Raw genomic sequence first — 19,762 nt, 5'->3', positions numbered from 1 at the left:
AGGGTGGTACATGAAAGCGATCTCCGTCCGTCAACCCTGGGCTTGGGGAATTATTTACTCTACCAAGGATATAGAAAATCGCGGCTGGCCCATCAACTACCGAGGCGATATTCTCATTCATGCTGCGAAAAAGTGTACCAAGAAAGAATACGAAAGTGCCTCCATCTTTTGTCAAAGCATGGGTGTGTTTATCCCAGAGTTAAAAAGTCTCTGTCGTGGTCAAGTTATCGGCATTGTCACAATAGTTGACTGTCGGTTCTCACAAGTTGCGTCTGGGTGGGGTGTACCTGGGCAGTACCATTGGCATCTTGAGAATGCGCGAGAAATCACACCGATTCCCTACATTGGGCAGTTGGGTCTTTTTGAAGTACCAGACGATTTGGTCATGGAGGCGATCGCATGACTAAAACAGGCCTCCGTCAGACTATACCCAAATCAGTAATAGTTGAGTTATCTGCAACACCCGAAAAATTCTTAGAGAACGGACTTAAAGCCCCACAACCTCATAGCCAAGGATGTCTGTATCCGTACCTCGAAAAGAAAAAGTTACTTAATGAGACTGAAGTAGATTATCAAGTACCTCCTTCTATTGCATTAGTGGAAGTTACGTTCTCTGCAACACCCGAAAAATTCTTAGAGAACGGACTTAGAGCCTCACAATTCCATAGTCAAGGATGCCTATACCCGTACCTAGAAAAGAAAAAGCTACTTGATGGAACTATAGCTTTTTACCCACGAGTTATAGGCCAACGTAACCCAGACAACGCGGCTCATTACCGATGGGGCAAAATCAATTCGCAATTCGCAATTCGCAGTTATTGCCTACCTCAGTGCGAGTGCAACGCGAAAAGTTAAGGACTTAAATAACAATTTCAAGCTTTCTTTGCAATAAGTCATGAAATTAAGGAGCTTGTATTCTAAATGAATCAATTTTCAACTTTCTCTACAATTGCGAATTGCGAATTGCGAATTGTTCGTGCGGCGCTGTCCCTATGATTCGGACACTGCAACTTGATGGGGCAACCAGGGAAGATATAATCGCTTTTATCAAAAAAGCGAAATCCAAAAAGACATCACCAAAAATTTTAGATGTCTGCAAAAATTTTGATAACACAAATGAAAAACCAACGCTTCCAGATGATGCCCCGATCGCCGTAATACTTTTCGCAGGTGGCGGCGGCATAGAAGCGGGTATGGTCGAAGCCGGAATTCGTCCAGTCATCGCAGTGGAGTTCGACCCGACTAAACCAGAACTGAGCCGGGCGATCGCCAAAACCCATCATCGTAACTTCAGCGAGTATGGCTGTAGAATAATCCAGCTAACAGTTCAAGAAGTAGCGCGGTTAGGATTCATAGGGTTTCCCCGCCGCCCCGATTACCTCCATGCCTCGCCGGTGTGCGCCAACTTCAGCCAAGCCCACACAGCCAAAGCAGGCAAGGGCATTGAAACGGTTGATGATCTGACAGCTGCATTAGCTGTAGCAGAAGCTATCCGACAGTTGCAGCCAGGGGTGTTCACTCTCGAAAACGTTCCGCGCTATCAGAATAGCCAGAGTTTCAGTATCATTCTGTCAGCTTTGGCAAAAGAGGGGTACTCGGTTGATTACAGCGTGGTCAACATGGATAAATCCGGGCTACCCCAAGCGCGGCGGCGGTTAGTTCTGATTGCAAGTAGTGGGTTTCGCGTTGCACTACCATCCACATCTAAACCTATTGGTTGGTATGATGCAATCGCTCACCTCATCCCCACCATGACCGATTCCCAACTACTGCCCAAACAACAGCAAGCGGTAGGACAGTTTTTGGCGACGGGCGTTCCCACACCACTGCTTATTGAACGAGTCGGAGGGCGCAAAGATGTGAAATACAAGCCTGCACATTTACCCTGCAATACAATACTGCGCTCCCATTTCACAGATCACAAAGGTTGCAACAGAAACAAGTTCGCTAATATTTGGTTACCCGATGGTGAGGTCAAGTCTTTGTCAATCCAGGGGGCAGCGAAGTTACAAGGATTTCCCGATTGGTACGAATTTCCGCGAGAGGCAGCAACGGCGGGGTCAATTATAGGGTATTCCGTGCCTCCCAGTTTCGCAAGTCAATTATTCGCATCAGTACAGAGCAAATTATTAGGAGTGACTGTATGACTAATCTTGTCCACGACTTAGAACAATGCTGGTACATCTCCCCACCCTGGGGTCAACGAATCCCGCCGTTGCTAGTCAGTTTGCTTGAGCGCGTGTACGTCAAAAGAGTCAAAGCGTTCGGTTACTGCTGCGGTGTGGAGTGGTCGCCACAGGGTTGGAAATACGAAATATCTACTGGTAATGACAACATTAATGTTTGGGGTAACGAACTCATCGGTACAGGAAATTTGCAACCGGTTACTAAAGAAAAACCTGTGTTTCGCTTGGGTGAGTTGGTCGAGTTTCGATTTCATGGTGATGGGCCACCGATTCGGATTGTCCAGGGCATTCAACTGATTAACAGTTCTTGGTTTTACAGTATCGAATGGATGTCCCCTGGCATATCGGAAAAAGGCGACGAGGTTTTCACCTCCAGAGATTCTATTGCGCGGGTGACTGACTACGACTTGGAGAAGGTGCGATTATGACAGTCTACACATCATATTACCGTGGTGAAATTCGAGGTGAGGGCATCTCCATCTCCCTGTACCCTCCCAAAAATTGGAAAGGCAAACACCTTCCACTGTTCGCCCCAACTCCAGAACTCCTGAAATGGTGGAAGTCTTCAGCCCAGGATGCTGAAGCTGAACTTGAATACGAGCGTCAGTTTCTGCTCGTTCTTCAGGAGCGGCAACAGTTGATTGACCTTTGGGTTCGGAAACAGCAGCAGTCCAGCGCAGATATTACACTGTGTTGTTTCGAGAAGACCGGAGATTTTTGCCATAGGCATATCGTTGGGCGGGAAGTTGTGCAGCGATCGCTTCCTCAAATGTGGGGTGGGGAAGTTAGTCAGGCGGTAAAGGATACGAACTTAATTCGCACCCTTGAAACTGTTGCCGGATTAAATAAGGGTAACGGGTTAACCGATACCCACACTCCTCACAAAACACAAAGTAAACAATATTACAACTTTGTTCCTGAGTCAAACACTAATAAAGGTGCAGCCAGCCAAACCCTACTTCTTCCAAAAGAACAGCCTACCGAAACCTTGGGTACTGCCAATGACAGTATCCTTGCCCCAGTCAAATCTACTACCGAACACTTAACTATTCCTGAACTGCTTGGTGGGGTTAAGAGCTACGACTACCTTCCTCCCGGCTGGAAAAATGTAGAGGTCATTGCAGATGTGGCAATTGGAACACAGGTGCAAGTCTACAATCTCGTCTCCCGGCAGTGGCAACTGGGAGTGGTGACGGACTATTGGGAACCAGGGAGCTTTCTGGTGGTGCGCTGTGGCAGGCGGGTGCAGAAGGTGTTCAGTGGGGAGGGGGTGGCGGTGTTTGGTAGCGTAGAGAAGACTGTAACCAAGTCTACTGTGCAGTAGTAAAAATCATCTACTCGCCACGCAGTTTTTTAAGTTCTGCATCTGTAAACGGATTCTTGCCAGCGCGCAACTCTTTTACATAGCGTTGTATTTGTGCTTTACTATCTTTATCATCGGTCTGGGCAATATATGACTCAAAGTCTGCAATTGCTCCTTTGAAGTCCCCTGTTAATGCTCTGGCTAACCCACGTATGGCTTGGATATTGCGATCGCTTGGCGAAAGGGCTACGGCTTTGTTGCAAGCAGGTAACACAATGTTGGCTTGTCTTTTTAAGCTACCTTGCCTACAAAGTGAGTTCCAATTTTCAGCAGAAACTTCTACCTTAATATCAAATGCTTGGGCTTTATTATAAGCTTCTAAGGCTTCTTTAAACTTTTCATTGAAAACAAAACTTGTACCTTCTTCAAGCAAAATTGAGGCAGCTTTCGTCCTTGGCTCAATCTCTAATTTAGAATCTAGTTTCAAAGCTTTTTGAAAATCAACAACTGCACTCTCAAGATCACCTGCTTGTGCTAACTCTTCACCCTGAGCAACTAGAGAAGAAGAATCAGCTAATTGCTGCGCTTTTTTACCTGGATCAGTTGGGTTAAGTTTTAAATCAACATCCCACTCCTGTGCTTTGTGAAACTTAGTAACAGCAGCTTGGATGTTACCCTTGCGTGCTAAGTTTTCACCTTGAGCAACTAACGCACTAGCCGCTTGTTTTTTGATTTCTGAAATCTGGCAGACTGTTAATTCTTCCAAGGTATCAGGATGAATAGCGAGATAATTATTCAGCCAACTACAACCATCTTTTAATAAATTATCTAAATTTAAATCCCATAAAACTACTGTACCATCATAACTTGCAGTGGCGATGGTCTGGTTATCCGGACTGAAACTTACACTAAAGACTGTACCGCTATGCCCCTTGAGTGTTTTAAGTTCCTTGCCACTCCTATCCCACAGTTTTACTGTGTTGTCAGAACTAGCAGTGGCGATGGTCTGGTTATCCGGACTGAAACTTACACTTGTGACTGCACCGCTATGCCCCTTGAGTGTTTTAAGTTCCTTACCACTGTGATCCCACAGTTTTACTGTACCGTCATTACTTGCAGTGGCGATGGTTTGGTTATCCGGACTGAAACTTACACTAAAGACTGCAAGGCTATGCCCCTTGAGCGTTTTAAGTTGCTTGCCACTCCTATCCCACAGTTTTACTGTGTTGTCATAACTTGCAGTGGCGATAGTCTGGTTATCCGGACTGAAACTTACACTACTAACATAACCGCTATGCCCTTTGAGTGTTTTAAGTTGCTTGCCACTCCTATCCCACAGTTTTACTGTGTTGTCATAACTTGCAGTGACGATGGTCTGGTTATCCGGACTGAAATTTACACTTCTGACCATACCGCTATGCCCGTTGAGTGTTTTAAGTTGCTTGCCATTCCTATCCCACAGTTTTACTGTACCGTCTTGATTTGCAGTGGCGATGGTCTGGTTATCCGGACTGAAACTTACATTTAAGACTGCACCGCTATGCCCCTTGAGCGTTTTAAGTTGCTTGCCATTCCTATCCCACAGTTTTACTGTACTGTCATCACTTGCAGTGGCGATGGTCTGGTTATCCGGACTGAAACTTACACTTAAGACTGCACCGCTATGCCCGTTGAGTGTTTTAAGTTGCTTGCCATTCCTATCCCACAGTTTTACTGTACCGTCTTGATTTGCAGTGGCGATGGTCTGGTTATCCGGACTGAAATTTACACTTCTGACCATACCGCTATGCCCGTTGAGTGTTTTAAGTTGCTTGCCATTCCTATCCCACAGTTTTACTGTACCGTCATCACTTGCAGTGGCGATGGTCTGGTTATCCGGACTGAAATTTACACTTCTGACCATACCGCTATGCCCGTTGAGTGTTTTAAGTTGCTTGCCATTCCTATCCCACAGTTTTACTGTCTTGCCATCACTTGCAGTGGCGATGGTCTGGTTATCCGGACTGAAACTTACACTATAGACTGCACCGCTATGCCCGTTGAGTGTTTTAAGTTGCTTGCCATTCCTATCCCACAGTTTTACTGTACCGTCTTGATTTGCAGTGGCGATGGTCTGGTTATCCGGACTGAAACTTACACTACTAACATAACCGCTATGCCTCTTGAGTGTTTTAAGTTGCTTGCCATTCCTATCCCACAGTTTTACTGTACCGTCTTGATTTGCAGTGGCGATAGTCTGGTTATCCGGACTGAAACTTACACTATAGACTGCACCGCTATGCCCGTTGAGTGTTTTAAGTTGCTTGCCACTCCTATCCCACAGTTTTACTGTCTTGTCATCACTTGCAGTGGCGATGGTCTGGTTATCTGGACTGAAACTTACACTATAGACTGCACCGCTATGCCCGTTGAGTGTTTTAAGTTGCTTGCCACTCCTATCCCACAGTTTTACTGTCTTGTCATCACTTGCAGTAGCGATGGTCTGGTTATCCGGACTGAAACTTACACTTGTGACTGCACCGCTATGCCCCTCTAAACGGTTACGTTCTCTAAATTGATTTTCATCTAATTGTAAGTAGATCGCTTCCCGTAACGCTACAGTTGTCTGCATCCTGATATTATTTGATTTTGAAACTTCTGTCTTTTTAAGATTTCCCCCTGCATTTAAAGCTTGTGTTAAAGCATCAAAATACTGCTCTGAAAGTAAAAGTGCCTCACTAGAATTAGCTAGTACTTTAATTTCGCTGTTTTGGGCAAGATTTCTTTGTTCTTGAGCAAGTTTTTTCTGTTCTAAGGCAAGATATCTTTGTTTTTCGGCTTGCTGTGTTTGAAAGAACGCTGTAACTGCCAGCACAGCTAAGACTACTCCAGCTGCAACTGAACCAAATAGAGCGCGTTTCAAAAAACTATTAAGTTTAGCCTCACCCAGCTTTCTTTGTTCTTCACTGAGTTTTCTTTGCTGCTTTTCCTCTTCCAGTTGAGCCATCAACTGATTTAACTTCGGCTCTTGCTGCTGGCGAACAAGCACAGCGATGTAATCATGTACTAGCTGATAACGATTAGCCCGATTCTCTAGTAACAAAATCACCAAACCAGATTTGACTAAAATTTCTAACACCAAATCTAAATTATTGCTAGGAGTGGCTATCTCTGCGGCTAAGGCTTGCAGTTCTAGTTCTATTTCAACACGCGTTTTAAGTGGACGAGTCCCTTTTTCATCTGTCAGCAAGTACAACAAAAACTCGGCTATCTGTTGGTTCTCTACACCACAATCATTAACCACCTCAGCCAAATAGCGTTTAACTAGTTCTTCTTTCGTACCACGCTGCTGATATTCTGCCAGAGTCGTTATGTTCTCTGTTTGTAGTTGCGATCCCACGATCTGTAATTCAATGGGACGTACTTCGCTTAGCTCTACAGCCAAATCCTGCACTATTTGCTCGATTAAAGCACACTCTAAGTTAAAACTGGTAGTCTTGATCAAACGCTGAATGATTGACTTGGTATCAGCAGATGAAAAATTACCTAACTTGTAAAGAACATTACTGCTAAGAATATCCTTACCAATAATTGCCATATTAGAGAGATCATTACACTCCAACAAGTAGTGCAAGTAATCCACCCGCAACGACAAAATTATCTTCACTGAAAGAATATTAAGACATTCACCCAGGAACTCAAAAAATTGCTGTCTGTGATGCAGCTGGGTGTAAACAAAGAAAAACTCTTCAAACTGGTCAAAAATCAGCACTGTTCTGAGATTGTGCTGTTCATTTTCGCGCAGTTGGGCAATTAAAGCGTCAACCTCAAGTTCTAAAACTTGCTCATTTCCAGCTCCCCTCCTTTCATGAAAAGCTTGTTGCAATGATCGCCCGAGTTCTTCCACCCAATTAGTGTAAACTCGCATTGCCACAGGTAGATAGTCTTGAATACCTACGCTTTTATTCTTTAAAGCCGGAACTAATCCCGCATTAACTAGCGAACTTTTACCTACACCTGATTGCCCATGAATGACTATTAGTTTGTGATCATGCCGTCCCAGACGTTCCACTAATCGTTCAATATCTAATAACCGACCTGATGCAGCAATTTCTGGGGCAATACTTTCTTGAATATCAGTTTTGTTCAGTGCTACTTGAGCAAGTTTAGTTGACTGTAATCGACCTGCACCGATAAACGCCCTCAAACCAAACTGTTGTTCAACAGACCTCTGCTGTTGTTTGATGTTGTATGCTTTGAGATATTCTTTTTGCTCACAGTAGACGCGCTGCAAGTAACTGAGAATATCCAGGTGAAGCTGTAAATCTTTAATAGGGCTGCTAACATCTCTTGCAGCTTCTAAGTTAGCAATTGCCTGTTGAGTTAAACCTAATTCATATTCAGCCTGCGCCAAAATATATTTATAAAAACTCGGATCATGTAATTCTACAGATTCTTGCAAGAGGTCAGGTATTACCTCTGCACTAGAATTTCCTGGTAAGACATCTAATGCTTTTTGTGCTAATTCTTTGGCTTCACTCCAGTGCGATTGAGCCAGTGCAACCTGGGCTAAAAACCCGTAATCTAGAGCTAATTCTATTGGCTGATTGTTAGCTTGATGTACTTCTAAAGCCTGCTGAGCTAATTTTTTGAGTTGCTCCCACTCTTTCAAATCACGCAAAATATTACCAAACTTGGCAATAGAACTAGCAGCTAAATCTTGCCTATTAGCTTCGTTAATAAAGGCAATGTATTCTTGCGTATATTGCCGAGTAGCTTGCCAGTCTCCATGAGCAGTATCTTTAATTTTAGAAGCTTTGAGATAATAACAGTAAGCTATCTCACCGAGAATCTTTCCTTGCCTTTGGGTATTATTCAGTTGTTGCCATATAGCTCTAGCTTTTTGGTAATACTTTAAAGCTTCGTCTATTTTCTTATTAGTTTGTTTGACAAAACCTAGCACAGGGGCTAAATTAGCTTCTGTTTCGTTGTCACTAGACCGCAATTCTCTCTGTGCTGCCTCTAGTTCTAACTCTAGTATAGAGTAATCATTTATACTTGGTTTACTATCAAAATATTCATCAGCCAGTTGTTTAATGAATTGGGCTAAATCAGGCTGCGCGATCGCAAAACTTCTGCTAGTTCCCCAGCTTTCCAAGTCAGGGGCAATCTCCATAATGGTGTGGTGGATTTCTTCACTAATCCACACGACTACGGGAATAGACAAGTTTTTACGAAATTCTTCGCGTACTTGATTAGCACTTGTCAACATCTGCGGTAAATCTTGCAATGACTCCCAGCCCACAATCATCAGAGCTTGGGTATCTGACTGTAATTCTGAACGGATTGCAGTGTAGAGCGTCTTTTCTGATTCTTTAAGTTGCAGTACCTGAATTTTAATTTTACAGATTTCGCTTAACCTTGCTATCAAACGAGTCCTTAAATCGCTGTAATTACACCGCGCCCAAATCAGCTTAAATTGTCCCACCGAAGCTTGAAGTGTCCAAGCTAACTGCTGTAGTGAACGCTCGTTGTCTATGGGTTCATCTGATTGGCGCTGTATATCCATAGAATTTTGGTAACCGTGAACTGCTCCCTCAATTGTTTAAGTCTGCCGCTTCTGCCAAAATCGGGTTTAAATCAAACCAGGATTCGCCCCCATCTCGATATTCAAACACAAATCTACTACGGATCAGCTTTTGGTAGCCTTGGTCATCACTGACTTTCTTCTTCTGCTTAACATAACGTAGTAACTGCCACTCCGAATCTGAAATCGGCATTGTCATCTCATTGCGTCGAGAGCGAATCACTTGCTCCAGGGTATTACGGGAGAGCGGCAGTGTCATTTCTTCCTGAATCCAGGTATTCAGCAACCTGAGCAAATCTCGTACATGACCACCACTCGCTCTGCACAAACGTTCTAAGGTTTCTGCACTGTCAAAGATTTCACTAATGTAGTTTAACCGCTCATCTGGTTGTAAATCGGGAAATGCCCTTGCCAGTACCATCTGCTGCATCAGCCCCATCCCCTGCTCATGTATGCTACCGTCTGGCCATTGCACTGGAACCATCGGCAGTACCTTCGGGTCTTCTGGGAATCTTTGGGTCAGCGTTCCGTAATCATTGGAGAACTTCAGCGCCAGGGGCATTGTGAAAACCAAATGGCAGTTGAGCTTTGTCAAAAACTCCCCCTGATCCACGAACATATATTCTTGTTGTGGACGACCCCACGGCTTAATCCGGTTGTCTATGCGGTCGAGGTTATCGACTATCACCACCAGTCCTCTTTTCCCCTGCTGCTTTAGTTTGGCGATCGCTGGCTCTAGCAGTTCTCGATTAATCGCTTCGAGGAGTCTAGTTTTCTGTGGCCCCAAGTACTGGTTGAGTTTCTCCCGCAGTATCGGGTTGCTTTTCGTCTTCGCTGTGATTTCCCCAATTCCTAAAGCGAGGGAGAATTTTTCTTTTTCAGTAGACAAGCCAACATCACCAACTGGTGTTTTTAGCTTCAACCCCGTCACCTCGGAGTCTAGCGCCCTCAATGCCCCTTGCAGTAGTTCGTGGAATTTGTTCGGTTCAGAGAGTGTGATTTTCTCCAGGCTTTGGCTTACACGATGGGCGATCGCCAGTAACACATCTGCAATGTCTACATCGGTCATTTCCAAATCTTCGCTGGATTCAAAATACACCACGTGGAAGTCCAGCGCCTCTAGTTCCACCTGTAGCCTGACTAATTCTGTCGATTTCCCGCAGCCGATATGTCCAGTGAACAGGGTGCAGGTCGGTTCGTTCACTTTGAAGAACGTAATTTTCTGCTTCAGCTTGCCAATAATATCGCCGCCTCTCACTGGGGAGAAATCAATGTAGTACTTCTTATCTAAACCTTGATTGACCTGTAAAGTCCGGCTGGGGTCTGTTCGCTGGAAAAACTCTAGTAAATCTATGGTCATAAATCAGTAATATATTGATTATTAATATTTTTTAGAAAAAGAATAATTATTAGACTTAATTAAATAACACTACACTTATCTTTACTCTCATATTTTAAGTGTTTATGCCTTAACGTGAATATTCAAATACTTACAGTCATGGGTTACCCCCAGTAGTACCCTCAAGGGTAATATTCCGTAAATTAACCCGAGTTCGGATTAAAGACGATGAACCACCGTATTTATGACTTAGACGCGACAAAGGAATACTTACATCAATCTATCAAATAAGTGTATATTTGCTACTTGTCTACTACCAATAGAGAGATTGTTTTAGACAATTTTTCTCCTAAGATTAGTTATTAAGTGTATATATATACTTGTGAAACTAAATGTATTTCTAATAGCCTTAGTAATTTTAGTTTCCTGAATTCATGTGTTCCTGGTTTAGAAGGAATTCTCATGCTTTTGATGCGGCTGCTAAGTGTTGCTTTCTTGTGTAATATTTAACCTTCAAAAACTGGAGTCACATCATTCATGGCTATATTTAGCGTTAGTAATACCAACGATAGCGGGACTGGTTCCTTGCGCCAAGCGATTAATGACGCCAACGCTTTATCAGGATTCGATGTTATTAATTTTGCTGGATTGTTCGCTCAGGACTTAGCTCATACCATTACTCTAGGTAGTAGTAGTCTTCAAATTACAGATAATCTTGCTATTGACGCTCCTGATGCATCTAAACTGACAGTGAGCGGTAACAATAGTAGTCGTGTTTTTGAAATCACTAGTGGTGCAAATGTTGACATTATTGGGTTAAGGATCGCTAATGGTTATAGTGCTAGCGATGGTTTAGGAGCAGGTATTCTCAACAGGGGTACTTTGAATCTAGTCAATAGCATTATCGGCGACAATCTAACATACTATGAAGGTGGAATTTATAATCTTGGCACTCTCAGTGTCAGTAACAGCAGCATCATTAATAACTTCTCATTCACTGGCTCAGGCATTTATAATGCTGGTAGTCTCATAGTAAACAATAGCTTCTTCACAGCAAATGAAGGTAGTGGAATTTATAACTCTGGCAACGCTATAGTAAACAACAGCACCATCAATGACAATACAGCAGGTCAAGGCGGAGGAATTTATAACTCTGGCAACGCTATAGTAAACAACAGCACCATCAATGACAATACAGCAGGTCAAGGCGGAGGAATTTATAACGATGGAACTCTCAGCATAAGTTTTAGTACCATCAGTAACAATAGTACAGACGAATACGGTGATGCTGGCGGCATCTATAACACTGGTAAATTAATAGTCACCGATAGTATTATTAATAGCAATCGTGGAGGCGTTTATCGTTATAGTGGCACTGGCGGCATCTATAACTCTGGCAACGCAGTAGTGAGCAACAGCACCATTAGTAACAATCGTGCAGAGATCGGCGGCGGTATTTATAATGACGGCACTTTCACGCTAAACAATACCACTATTGATGGCAATCTCACAGAGGTAGCAGCCGGCATCTTCAACACTAGTATTTTGACGGTGAACAATAGCACCATCAGCAACAATGGTAGCTACTCTTCCGGTACACAAACTGGTGGTGGCATATACAATAGTCGTCAGTCTGCTACCTTGACGATAAACAATAGTACCATCAGGAATAACTCAGCATTCAATGGCGGTGGTATATACAATGATGTCTCAGCTACTTTAACGATAAACAATAGCACCATCAACAATAACTTAGCATCGTATGGCTCAGGCATCAGCAATGATGGTATTGCAACGGTAATTAACAGTACTATTAGCAGCAATGAAGCAGCAGATTATGGGGGTGGTATTTATAATCAAGGTATCCTGGCTGTAGTTAACAGTACCATCCTCAAAAACTCTAGTAATTTAGGAGGGGGTGGCGGCATCTACAACACCCAAGAAGGAACTGCTACTATTAAAAACAGTATTATTGCCGGGAATTTTGACAATCCCAGCAATGTCTCAGCTAATGCTACTTCTTCTGATGTTGCGGGAAGTTTTATCACTAATAGATTTAACTTGATTGGGAATTTGAGTGGTAGTACAGGCTTTAACAGCAGTGAACAGCTAAACGTTCCGCTTACCGACGTGCTGGATACCATCTTGCGAGATAACGGCGGTGCAACCAAAACCCATGCCCTCGTCGTTGGTAGTCTAGCCATTAACGCCGGACTGAATGCAGATATCCCGGCTGATACTACAGACAGGGATGGTAACGGCAACGTTACTGAATTCATCCCCTACGATCAACGTGGTGCTGGCTTTAATCGGATTTTTAACTTTACAGTTGACATTGGGGCTTACGAGCTACAAGCGTATGTGATTGATGGCACTAATAATGACGACACTCTTTTTGGCACTAATAACAACGACATCATCACTGGCTTACGTGGCAGAGATATATTAATTGGCAACGGTGGTGCAGACTCATTTGTCTACTCCCGTATCCAGGACTTAGGCGATACCATTACTGATTTTGAGTCTAGTACTGATCAGATTGTTTTACGCAAACTGTTCGGAAATTTAAATCTCAGCAATTTGGATTATACCAGTGCGATCGCTGGCGGCTACTTACAATTTGCTCCCCAAGGCAGTAATACTGTGGTCTTGATTGACCCAGATGGTACTGCGGGTTCTGGTCGAGCCGTGAAGTTAGTTACTGTTGAGAATGTTTCTACCTCTGCATTAAACAAATCAGTTAACTTTGCCTTTTAATCTTACCCTCCCCTGGTACGCTTGCATGAACGTAAGTGAAAAAATAATGTTACGTCAGTAAAAAAACTGCTCTGGTATTTGTACCAGAGCAGTTTTGAGTAGTGGAGATTAAATAACGGGACTTTTAGGCTGTCGTCCCTGACTTTACATATAGTAGATTCGGTATGTAATGGGATACAGCTATAGTTTTAAACTTTCCGGACAGGTGGCAAAAAATTTTGAACCTGGCATCATATAACGGCAGTAGCCTAATGCAATACCTTCGGCTGAATGTGTGACAACCATTGGTTTACATTCGTCACTCTGCGGCCTTGAGGGGGGACAAAAAGAGCTAGGATGCAGATAAAATAAGCCTCATAGCCCTTTCTCCTTGTTGATAATACTTACGCTTATTAGGAGCTAGTCTCATTAACTCAGCCACCAAGTCATAAGAATTTTCCATGAAATCGACCCAGTTAGATCCCTTCGGGTTCGCAGTCGCCTGCGGAGGGAAACCCTCCCGCAGCGCTGTCTCACCATATAATCCAATATAAAAACTACTATGACGGCGAACTGTGCGCCCAGATTCTTTTATTCGGCCGACATATTTTTGGACACCCATACGTTTAATTTTTTGACCAGATATAGTTGCAGCCGTATATGCGAGTGAGATTAATAATATTAGAGAAATTAAGCGTTGACCTGATACATTAGTATCTTCTAAGTTATATCCACCGCTCTTAAAATCTCTAAACATCTCTTCAATATCAAAACGTTGTTTATAAGCCTTAATAGCCGAATCTAAGCTATCTAAATTAGTTAGGATAAACCAGCCCTCCTCCGGCGCAACTCCAAAACGTTTACGTTTCCATTTACTAGCAAGATTAAAGCTAATAAATCCTGTAGACTTTGTATATTTAATACCTTGATAAAAGAAAGAAAGTCCAGGTGCTAAACCTGAATTTTTTAATTGCAACCAAATTTCCGGTTCTATTTCTATAAATGCATCTTTTTTTAAGCGCAAACAGAAATATACTTTCTGCTCTGTCAGCCAATTAGCCAGCTTTATAGAACAAAATTCACGGTCTCCTAACACTACAGTTTTATAATTATTAAAAAGCGGCAATGCTTTTTTGAATACTGCTTCTTGTTCATCAAAATTGCTTGAACCCAATTTGTCTAATAGCTTAAAATATATTGGAATAGACCTTTTATCCCAAACCACACTAATCATTAACAGATTAATACACCCCCAGTTAGTCCGGTCAATTACTAAATAAATAACTTCATTTAAGGGGAAATATATTTCTAACCAGCTTTTAATAATTGGGAACCAAATTTCTTCAACATTGATGTAATTTAAAGATAAAAATCGCTGAATTCTTTTCCTTCTACTTTCAAATAGTATTGGTATGGGTAAAGCAGTTGCTAGCGCCTCAAGGCTAACAGTTTTAATAGATTGTAATAAATAGATGAGGAGTTTTAGTAATAAGTATTCAGTACGTCCAAGTGATCGCTTGAGGTGTGTCTCGTAGAATTCAGGTAATATTATCATTAAATAGAACTTATTGCGAATGAATGCTCTTTTTGTTTTACCACAAATTGCTATACTCTTTGCCCTGTACCTATTTCAGGGTATATTGTCCCCCCTCAAGCTCTGCGGCATACCATCATCGAAGAGAATAACTCCACACAGGGGCGATCGCTCTGCTTGTAAAGTGCGCTATTCATCCAGCGATAGCCTGTTTGATGAATCCGGTTGAATAAGTGATCGCTCGACTTCAGGTAGCAGCACGTGGCCTGAAATAGTACATATACATCTGTAATCAGCGAAAATTATCCTAAAATGGTGGTTAGAGTCAGTGCAATGTTATGAACCACCATATCTGTACCTTAGACGCGACGAAGGAATCGTTAGCCATCGACTCAATCGACTACATCGTTGAGTGTCTGGAAGCGTGTGAGAATTTCGCTCCGGCTGGCGGATTTACGAGAGATATTTCCCAGGCAAACGCTGAAGGTCGCTAGTGTCAAAGTGAGTGCTAACCAGAGGGAGAGAATTATCATGAGGGTTGCAGCAGTTGAACCAGTCTCAAGCTGCTTAACTAGACACCATCAGTCAGATTTTGGGAACCAATGGTTCCCATTTGCCGGACAAGCGCATCACCCGCAAGGTTGCAATCGCGGGCTGTAGAGGGCGGTTGTGGCAAGGGTAGGGGAGAAGCGATCGCCTTCATGCAAAAGCTAGAGCTTATCGCTCATGGTAAACGCACTCTCACAAAAATACTCTACCAAGTTATTCACTTAGCAGAGTATATAATAACCAATGCTTGATTTATCAACATTTAGCTTATCCCTGTTTTGTCACTTCCGGAAAACAATAATCGTAGCGAAACGCTGGAACTTTTATTTAATTAAGTTTTGAGCTTTTCTTTTCTAATAGAAACTAAAATTTGTAGCCAAAAACCCAAAAGTAAAGCTCAAAAAGACTTTCAGGCACTAGTTTCTCCCCAAATGACAGACGATACCTGCGGCGGGCGGGTACGTCGTGAGCCGCTGAAGTTAAACTCGCCGTTAACCCGTTTGGCTTGTTTTGACCAGATGCAATTTTCTTCTTAACAAGTTAAGAGTAAAGATTATTTCATTTGACAGGAAACGCCTCTTTCAACAATGAAATAGAGCCATCAGCAATAAACCGCACACCAATTGCTAGGATGAAAAAACCAAAAACTCGATTTAAGGCTCCTACACCATTTTTTCCTAATCTCTTAATCAGTGGTTCTCCTAAGACAAGGCACAAGTAAAGGCTTATCCCGATTAAAACTATTCCCATCAAAGATTCTAGATACTCTACCCAATGATTAAAGCTAATCGATAAACTCGTTACTACCCCAATTGCTCCAGGGCCGCTGATCAACGGCACTGCCATTGGTGTAAAAGAAATATCCTCTTTCTCCATAGCCTCATCATTTTCTGATGCAGTTAGTCGTTGACGAACTGTAACCATTTCCCACGCTGTATGGGCAACCAGTAATCCTCCTGCTAGCCTCAACACATTTAGTGAAATTCCAAAAAATTCTAGTATCCATCTGCCAGCTACTAAAAACACAGCTAAAATTAAAACTACATTTGTGGCAGTTTGTTTCGCCTGCTGATGACGCCCAAATGATGTTTCCGTTGCTGTTAAGCTGTAAAAAACCGGAACTGCACCTATTGGATTAGCGATTGGGAAAAGAGCCACGAAGGTTGCTAATGTATTTGAAATTAACGACATTATTAATATTTAGATATCTGAGTTCCCTAGAACCAGAGTTTAGCAGACAGTTGAGGTGCGGTTGTACCCACCTTACTGCTTTGGCGTAACTTCCAAAGACCACCAAAGCAACTATAGATAAAGTAATGAGTACTTACAATCACAGTACCCTTACCCTTACTTAAGTCAAATCTACTACGCCCGCATTTGACCATCCCTGAACTACTGGGTAGAGTTAAGAGCTACGACTATCTGACTCCCGGATGGGAAAATGTAAAAGCGAGCGCAGATGTGGCAATCGGAACTTCAGTATAAGTCTACAATCTCGCTTCCCGCCAGTGGCAACCGGGAGTAGTGAAGGACTACTGGAAGGGGGGTTTCTGGAGGTGCGCTGTGGGGGGCGGAGGCAGAAGGTGTTCAGTGGAGAGTGTGTGGCGGTGTTTGATGGGGTAGGTGCGGACAAAAGTGTACCATGACCTCTTCAAATCAAGTCAAACTCCTCAACCAAGTGAATATTTGCTACTTGTTTTATACCTAATGAGAGATTGTTTTATTTAATTTTTTATCATAGGATTTATTCCGTTAGAGTGTCTTTATATACATTTAATTGCCAAGCTGTTTCAGCAAGGTCTTAAATAGTTCTTAGTTAGCTTGTATTTATTAATCCGTGTGTTCCTGATTCTCAAGGCGTTCTAATTATCTTTCTTTAGATGCTAGGGATGGCTTTTTTCGAGTCATATTTACCAAGAAAAAACGGAGTCACATAATTCATGGCTACATTTAACGTTACCAACACCAATGATAGCGGTACTGGTTCACTACGGCAGGCAATACTAAATGCTAATGCTCTAACAGGGAAAGACTTGCTCAATTTTAATGGCGTGTTTGCTGACTCCATTGCTGATACCATCACCCTTGGTGGTAGTAGTCTTACTATTACAGATGACCTGACCATTAACGGCACAGGTGCAAATTTGCTTACTGTTAGCGGTAATAATAACAGTCGTGTTTTTGAGATCAATAGTGGCACAACGGCAGAGATTGTTGGACTGACTATTGCCAATGGCTATATTTTTGAAGATTTTCCTGGGGGTGCTGGTATTCTTAATTCTGGCACTTTAACGTTGAGCAATAGTATTGTCAACGGTAACATAGCAGAGTCTGCAAGTGGTGGTGGCATTTTCAACTCTGGCACTCTCAAGTTAAGCGATACTACCATCAGCAACAACAGGTCACAAGGATACTACGGTGCTGGAGGCATTTACAATAGTGGCACTTTGATAGTGGATAACAGTAACATCAAGTCCAACTCAGGTGGTGAGTTTATTGGTAGCGATGGCAGTGGCGGTATCTTCAACTCTGGGACTGCAACGTTAAACAACAGTACTATCAGTAACAACGGAGCTAGGTTCGGCGGTGGCATCTACAATGCCTCTGGTACGTTGACTATAAACAAAAGCACTGTTAATGGCAACGGTGCTGAGTTCGCTGCTGGTATCTTGAATGATGGTATTTTAACACTAAGCGATAGTACTATCAGCGACAACTCAGCAGATGGAACCGGCGGCGGTATCAGTAATGGTGGTACATTGACGATAATCAACAGCACTCTCAGCGATAACTCAGCAACTGCTGAGGGCGGCGGGATCATTAATGGTGGTACATTGACGATAATCAACAGCACTCTCAGCGGCAACTCAGCAAATCTTGGCGCTGGTATTTATAATTTCCAAGGTCTTCTGACAGTGAGTAACAGCACAATTACTCTCAACAACCCTTCTATTTATGAATCTGAAGCAATAGGTGGTGGTGGCATATACATTGAGGATGGCACTATCACGGTTAATAACAGCATTATTGCTGGCAACTTTTACACTCCTGACAATGGGACAATTAACGTTACTAACCCCGACGTAGTAGGCGACTTCATCAGTAACGGCTACAACCTAATTGGTAACCTCAATGGTTCTACAGGCTTCAATACTAGCGAACAGTTAACCGTTCCCATAACAGAGGTGCTGGATCTGACGCTGCGCGATAATGGCGGTGCAACTAAAACTCATGCACTCGTCACTGGTAGCAAAGCTATCAATGCTGGGAATAATGCAGATATCCCGGCTGACATCATAGATATAGACAGCGACGGCAACACCACTGAACCTGTTCCTTATGACCAACGTGGAAGAGGTTTTGTACGAGTCTCTGGTGGTCGAGTAGACATCGGTGCTTATGAGGCACAAGTCAATGTCATTAATGGTACTTCTAAAGCAGATACTCTCATCGGTACTAGTAATGACGATATTATTACTGGCTTCAAGGGGAGAGATACCTTCACTGGTGGTAGTGGTGCTGACGCGTTTACTTATACCAGCATTCAGGATGCAGGTGATACTATCACAGACTTTCAATCTAGTACAGATAAGATTGTGCTGCGTCAACTTTTCCAAAGTTTTAATCTGCCTAGTTTGAACTATACGAATGCCATCGCCAAGGGTTACTTACAGTTTGCTTCTCAAGGCAGTAACACTGTTGTCTTGATTGACCCAGACGGTACTGCTGGCAAGGGTCGAGCCGTGAAGTTAGTTACTGTTGAGAATGTCTCTACCTCTGCATTAAACAAATCAGTTAACTTTGCCTTTTAATCTCACCCTCCCCTGCTACACTTGCGTCAACGTAGGTGAACTACTAGTGAGTCAAATGTCATAAATGAGGCTATGCTAAAATCGGCAAAGCCTTTTCAGGATAAGATTTTCCTGTTTTTCACAATGGCTATGACCACGCCACTTGACCCACTAGTGTTACATCAGTGAAAAAATTGCCCTGGGCTACTAGGGCAATGCTTTACTTGGAAGATTAAATAACGGGACTTTTAAGCGTTGTCCCTTGGTTTACATATAATTCGTTTGGTATGTAATATTCTTCAGCTAGAGCTTTGTGTTTTATGCAAAAGTAACGAAAACTCTTGAAACTGCCGTCACACAAGAGTCAAGTGCCAGTATCAACACCATCACCCATGTAACCCAGCCAGATACGTGGCAACCAATGGTTTACATTTGCCCTTCTGCGGCATACCATCACCGTCCCGAATAACTCCACGCAGGGACAATTGTGCGATCGCCTTTATGCTTAAGCTTCTCTTCTCTACGAGAGGCTGCGCCAACGAGACGCTTCGCGAACGCTTATCGCTCCCAAGAGTAAAGTGCGCTATTCATCCAGCGATAGCCTGTTTGATGAATCCGGTTGAATAAGTGATCGCTCGACTTCAGGTAGCAGCACGTGGCCTGAAATAGTACATATACATCTGTAATCAGCGAAAATTATCCTAAAATGGTGGTTAGAGTCAGTGCAATGTTATGAACCACCATATCTGTACCTTAGA

The 19,762-nt window shown here is 42.9% G+C and carries 15 protein-coding genes; 10 read left to right on the top strand and 5 right to left on the bottom strand.

The features are described 5' to 3' along the window. Window positions 1–10 precede the first annotated feature (10 nt). The 5 genes from WKK05_RS38560 (at window position 11) to WKK05_RS38540 (ending at window position 3,510) form a co-directional block, all read left to right on the top strand. Window positions 11–403 carry an ASCH domain-containing protein gene (locus WKK05_RS38560; RefSeq protein WP_341531808.1) on the top strand — a complete coding sequence of 131 codons (393 nt, stop codon included), beginning with the start codon at window positions 11–13 and terminating at the stop codon, window positions 401–403. Then, a complete protein-coding gene (locus tag WKK05_RS38555) occupies window positions 400–855 on the top strand; it encodes a hypothetical protein (RefSeq protein WP_341531807.1) in 456 nt (151 codons plus the stop codon). The genes WKK05_RS38560 and WKK05_RS38555 overlap by 4 nt, the downstream gene beginning before the upstream one ends. Before the next feature lie 137 nt (window positions 856–992). Beyond that, on the top strand, window positions 993–2,147 hold the full coding sequence (locus tag WKK05_RS38550; protein WP_341531806.1) for a DNA cytosine methyltransferase: 1,155 nt from the start codon (window positions 993–995) through the stop codon (window positions 2,145–2,147). After that, window positions 2,144–2,614: a DUF1392 family protein gene (locus WKK05_RS38545; RefSeq protein WP_341531805.1), complete on the top strand. Its 471-nt coding sequence runs from the start codon at window positions 2,144–2,146 to the stop codon at window positions 2,612–2,614. Before WKK05_RS38550 ends, WKK05_RS38545 begins: the two co-directional genes overlap by 4 nt. Beyond that, entirely contained in the window at window positions 2,611–3,510 is a 900-nt protein-coding gene (locus WKK05_RS38540) for a DUF488 family protein (protein ID WP_341531804.1), read from the top strand. Before WKK05_RS38545 ends, WKK05_RS38540 begins: the two co-directional genes overlap by 4 nt. A gap of 10 nt (window positions 3,511–3,520) precedes the next feature. Here WKK05_RS38540 and WKK05_RS38535 read toward each other — a convergent pair whose 3' ends face one another. Then, entirely contained in the window at window positions 3,521–9,037 is a 5,517-nt protein-coding gene (locus WKK05_RS38535) for a ribosome assembly protein 4 (protein WP_341531803.1), read from the bottom strand. A 28-nt stretch (window positions 9,038–9,065) separates the two neighbouring features. Beyond that, window positions 9,066–10,415 carry an ATP-binding protein gene (locus WKK05_RS38530; RefSeq protein WP_341531802.1) on the bottom strand — a complete coding sequence of 450 codons (1,350 nt, stop codon included), beginning with the start codon at window positions 10,413–10,415 and terminating at the stop codon, window positions 9,066–9,068. A gap of 516 nt (window positions 10,416–10,931) precedes the next feature. Here WKK05_RS38530 and WKK05_RS38525 point away from each other — a divergent pair. Next, complete coding sequence (locus WKK05_RS38525) at window positions 10,932–13,151, top strand: choice-of-anchor Q domain-containing protein (RefSeq protein ID WP_341531801.1); 2,220 nt, start codon at window positions 10,932–10,934, stop codon at window positions 13,149–13,151. 331 nt (window positions 13,152–13,482) lie between these two features. Here WKK05_RS38525 and WKK05_RS38520 read toward each other — a convergent pair whose 3' ends face one another. Both WKK05_RS38520 and WKK05_RS38515 read right to left on the bottom strand, forming a co-directional pair. Further along, window positions 13,483–14,679, bottom strand: a complete 1,197-nt coding sequence (locus WKK05_RS38520) for an IS4 family transposase (protein WP_341531936.1) — start codon at window positions 14,677–14,679, stop codon at window positions 13,483–13,485. A gap of 377 nt (window positions 14,680–15,056) precedes the next feature. After that, a complete protein-coding gene (locus tag WKK05_RS38515) occupies window positions 15,057–15,197 on the bottom strand; it encodes a hypothetical protein (protein WP_341531795.1) in 141 nt (46 codons plus the stop codon). A gap of 69 nt (window positions 15,198–15,266) precedes the next feature. On the opposite strand from WKK05_RS38515, the gene WKK05_RS38510 reads away from it, so the two are divergent. Then, window positions 15,267–15,464, top strand: coding sequence for a hypothetical protein (locus tag WKK05_RS38510; RefSeq protein ID WP_341531800.1), 198 nt, complete (start codon window positions 15,267–15,269; stop codon window positions 15,462–15,464). 87 nt (window positions 15,465–15,551) lie between these two features. Then, window positions 15,552–15,749, top strand: coding sequence for a hypothetical protein (locus tag WKK05_RS38505; protein ID WP_341531799.1), 198 nt, complete (start codon window positions 15,552–15,554; stop codon window positions 15,747–15,749). A gap of 22 nt (window positions 15,750–15,771) precedes the next feature. On the opposite strand, the gene WKK05_RS38500 is transcribed toward WKK05_RS38505, so the two are convergent. Then, on the bottom strand, window positions 15,772–16,404 hold the full coding sequence (locus WKK05_RS38500) for a MarC family protein (protein ID WP_341531798.1): 633 nt from the start codon (window positions 16,402–16,404) through the stop codon (window positions 15,772–15,774). Between the two features lie 749 nt (window positions 16,405–17,153). On the opposite strand from WKK05_RS38500, the gene WKK05_RS38495 reads away from it, so the two are divergent. Both WKK05_RS38495 and WKK05_RS38490 read left to right on the top strand, forming a co-directional pair. Then, window positions 17,154–19,025: a choice-of-anchor Q domain-containing protein gene (locus WKK05_RS38495; protein ID WP_341531797.1), complete on the top strand. Its 1,872-nt coding sequence runs from the start codon at window positions 17,154–17,156 to the stop codon at window positions 19,023–19,025. Window positions 19,026–19,317: 292 nt separating this feature from the next. Beyond that, window positions 19,318–19,473: a hypothetical protein gene (locus WKK05_RS38490; protein WP_341531796.1), complete on the top strand. Its 156-nt coding sequence runs from the start codon at window positions 19,318–19,320 to the stop codon at window positions 19,471–19,473. Window positions 19,474–19,762 lie beyond the last annotated feature (289 nt).

The sequence above is a fragment of the Nostoc sp. UHCC 0302 genome (genome assembly GCF_038096175.1).
Classification (GTDB): Bacteria; Cyanobacteriota; Cyanobacteriia; order Cyanobacteriales; family Nostocaceae; genus UHCC-0302.
Note: the sequence above shows the minus strand (reverse complement) of the source record. Positions and strands in the feature narration are given on the sequence as shown.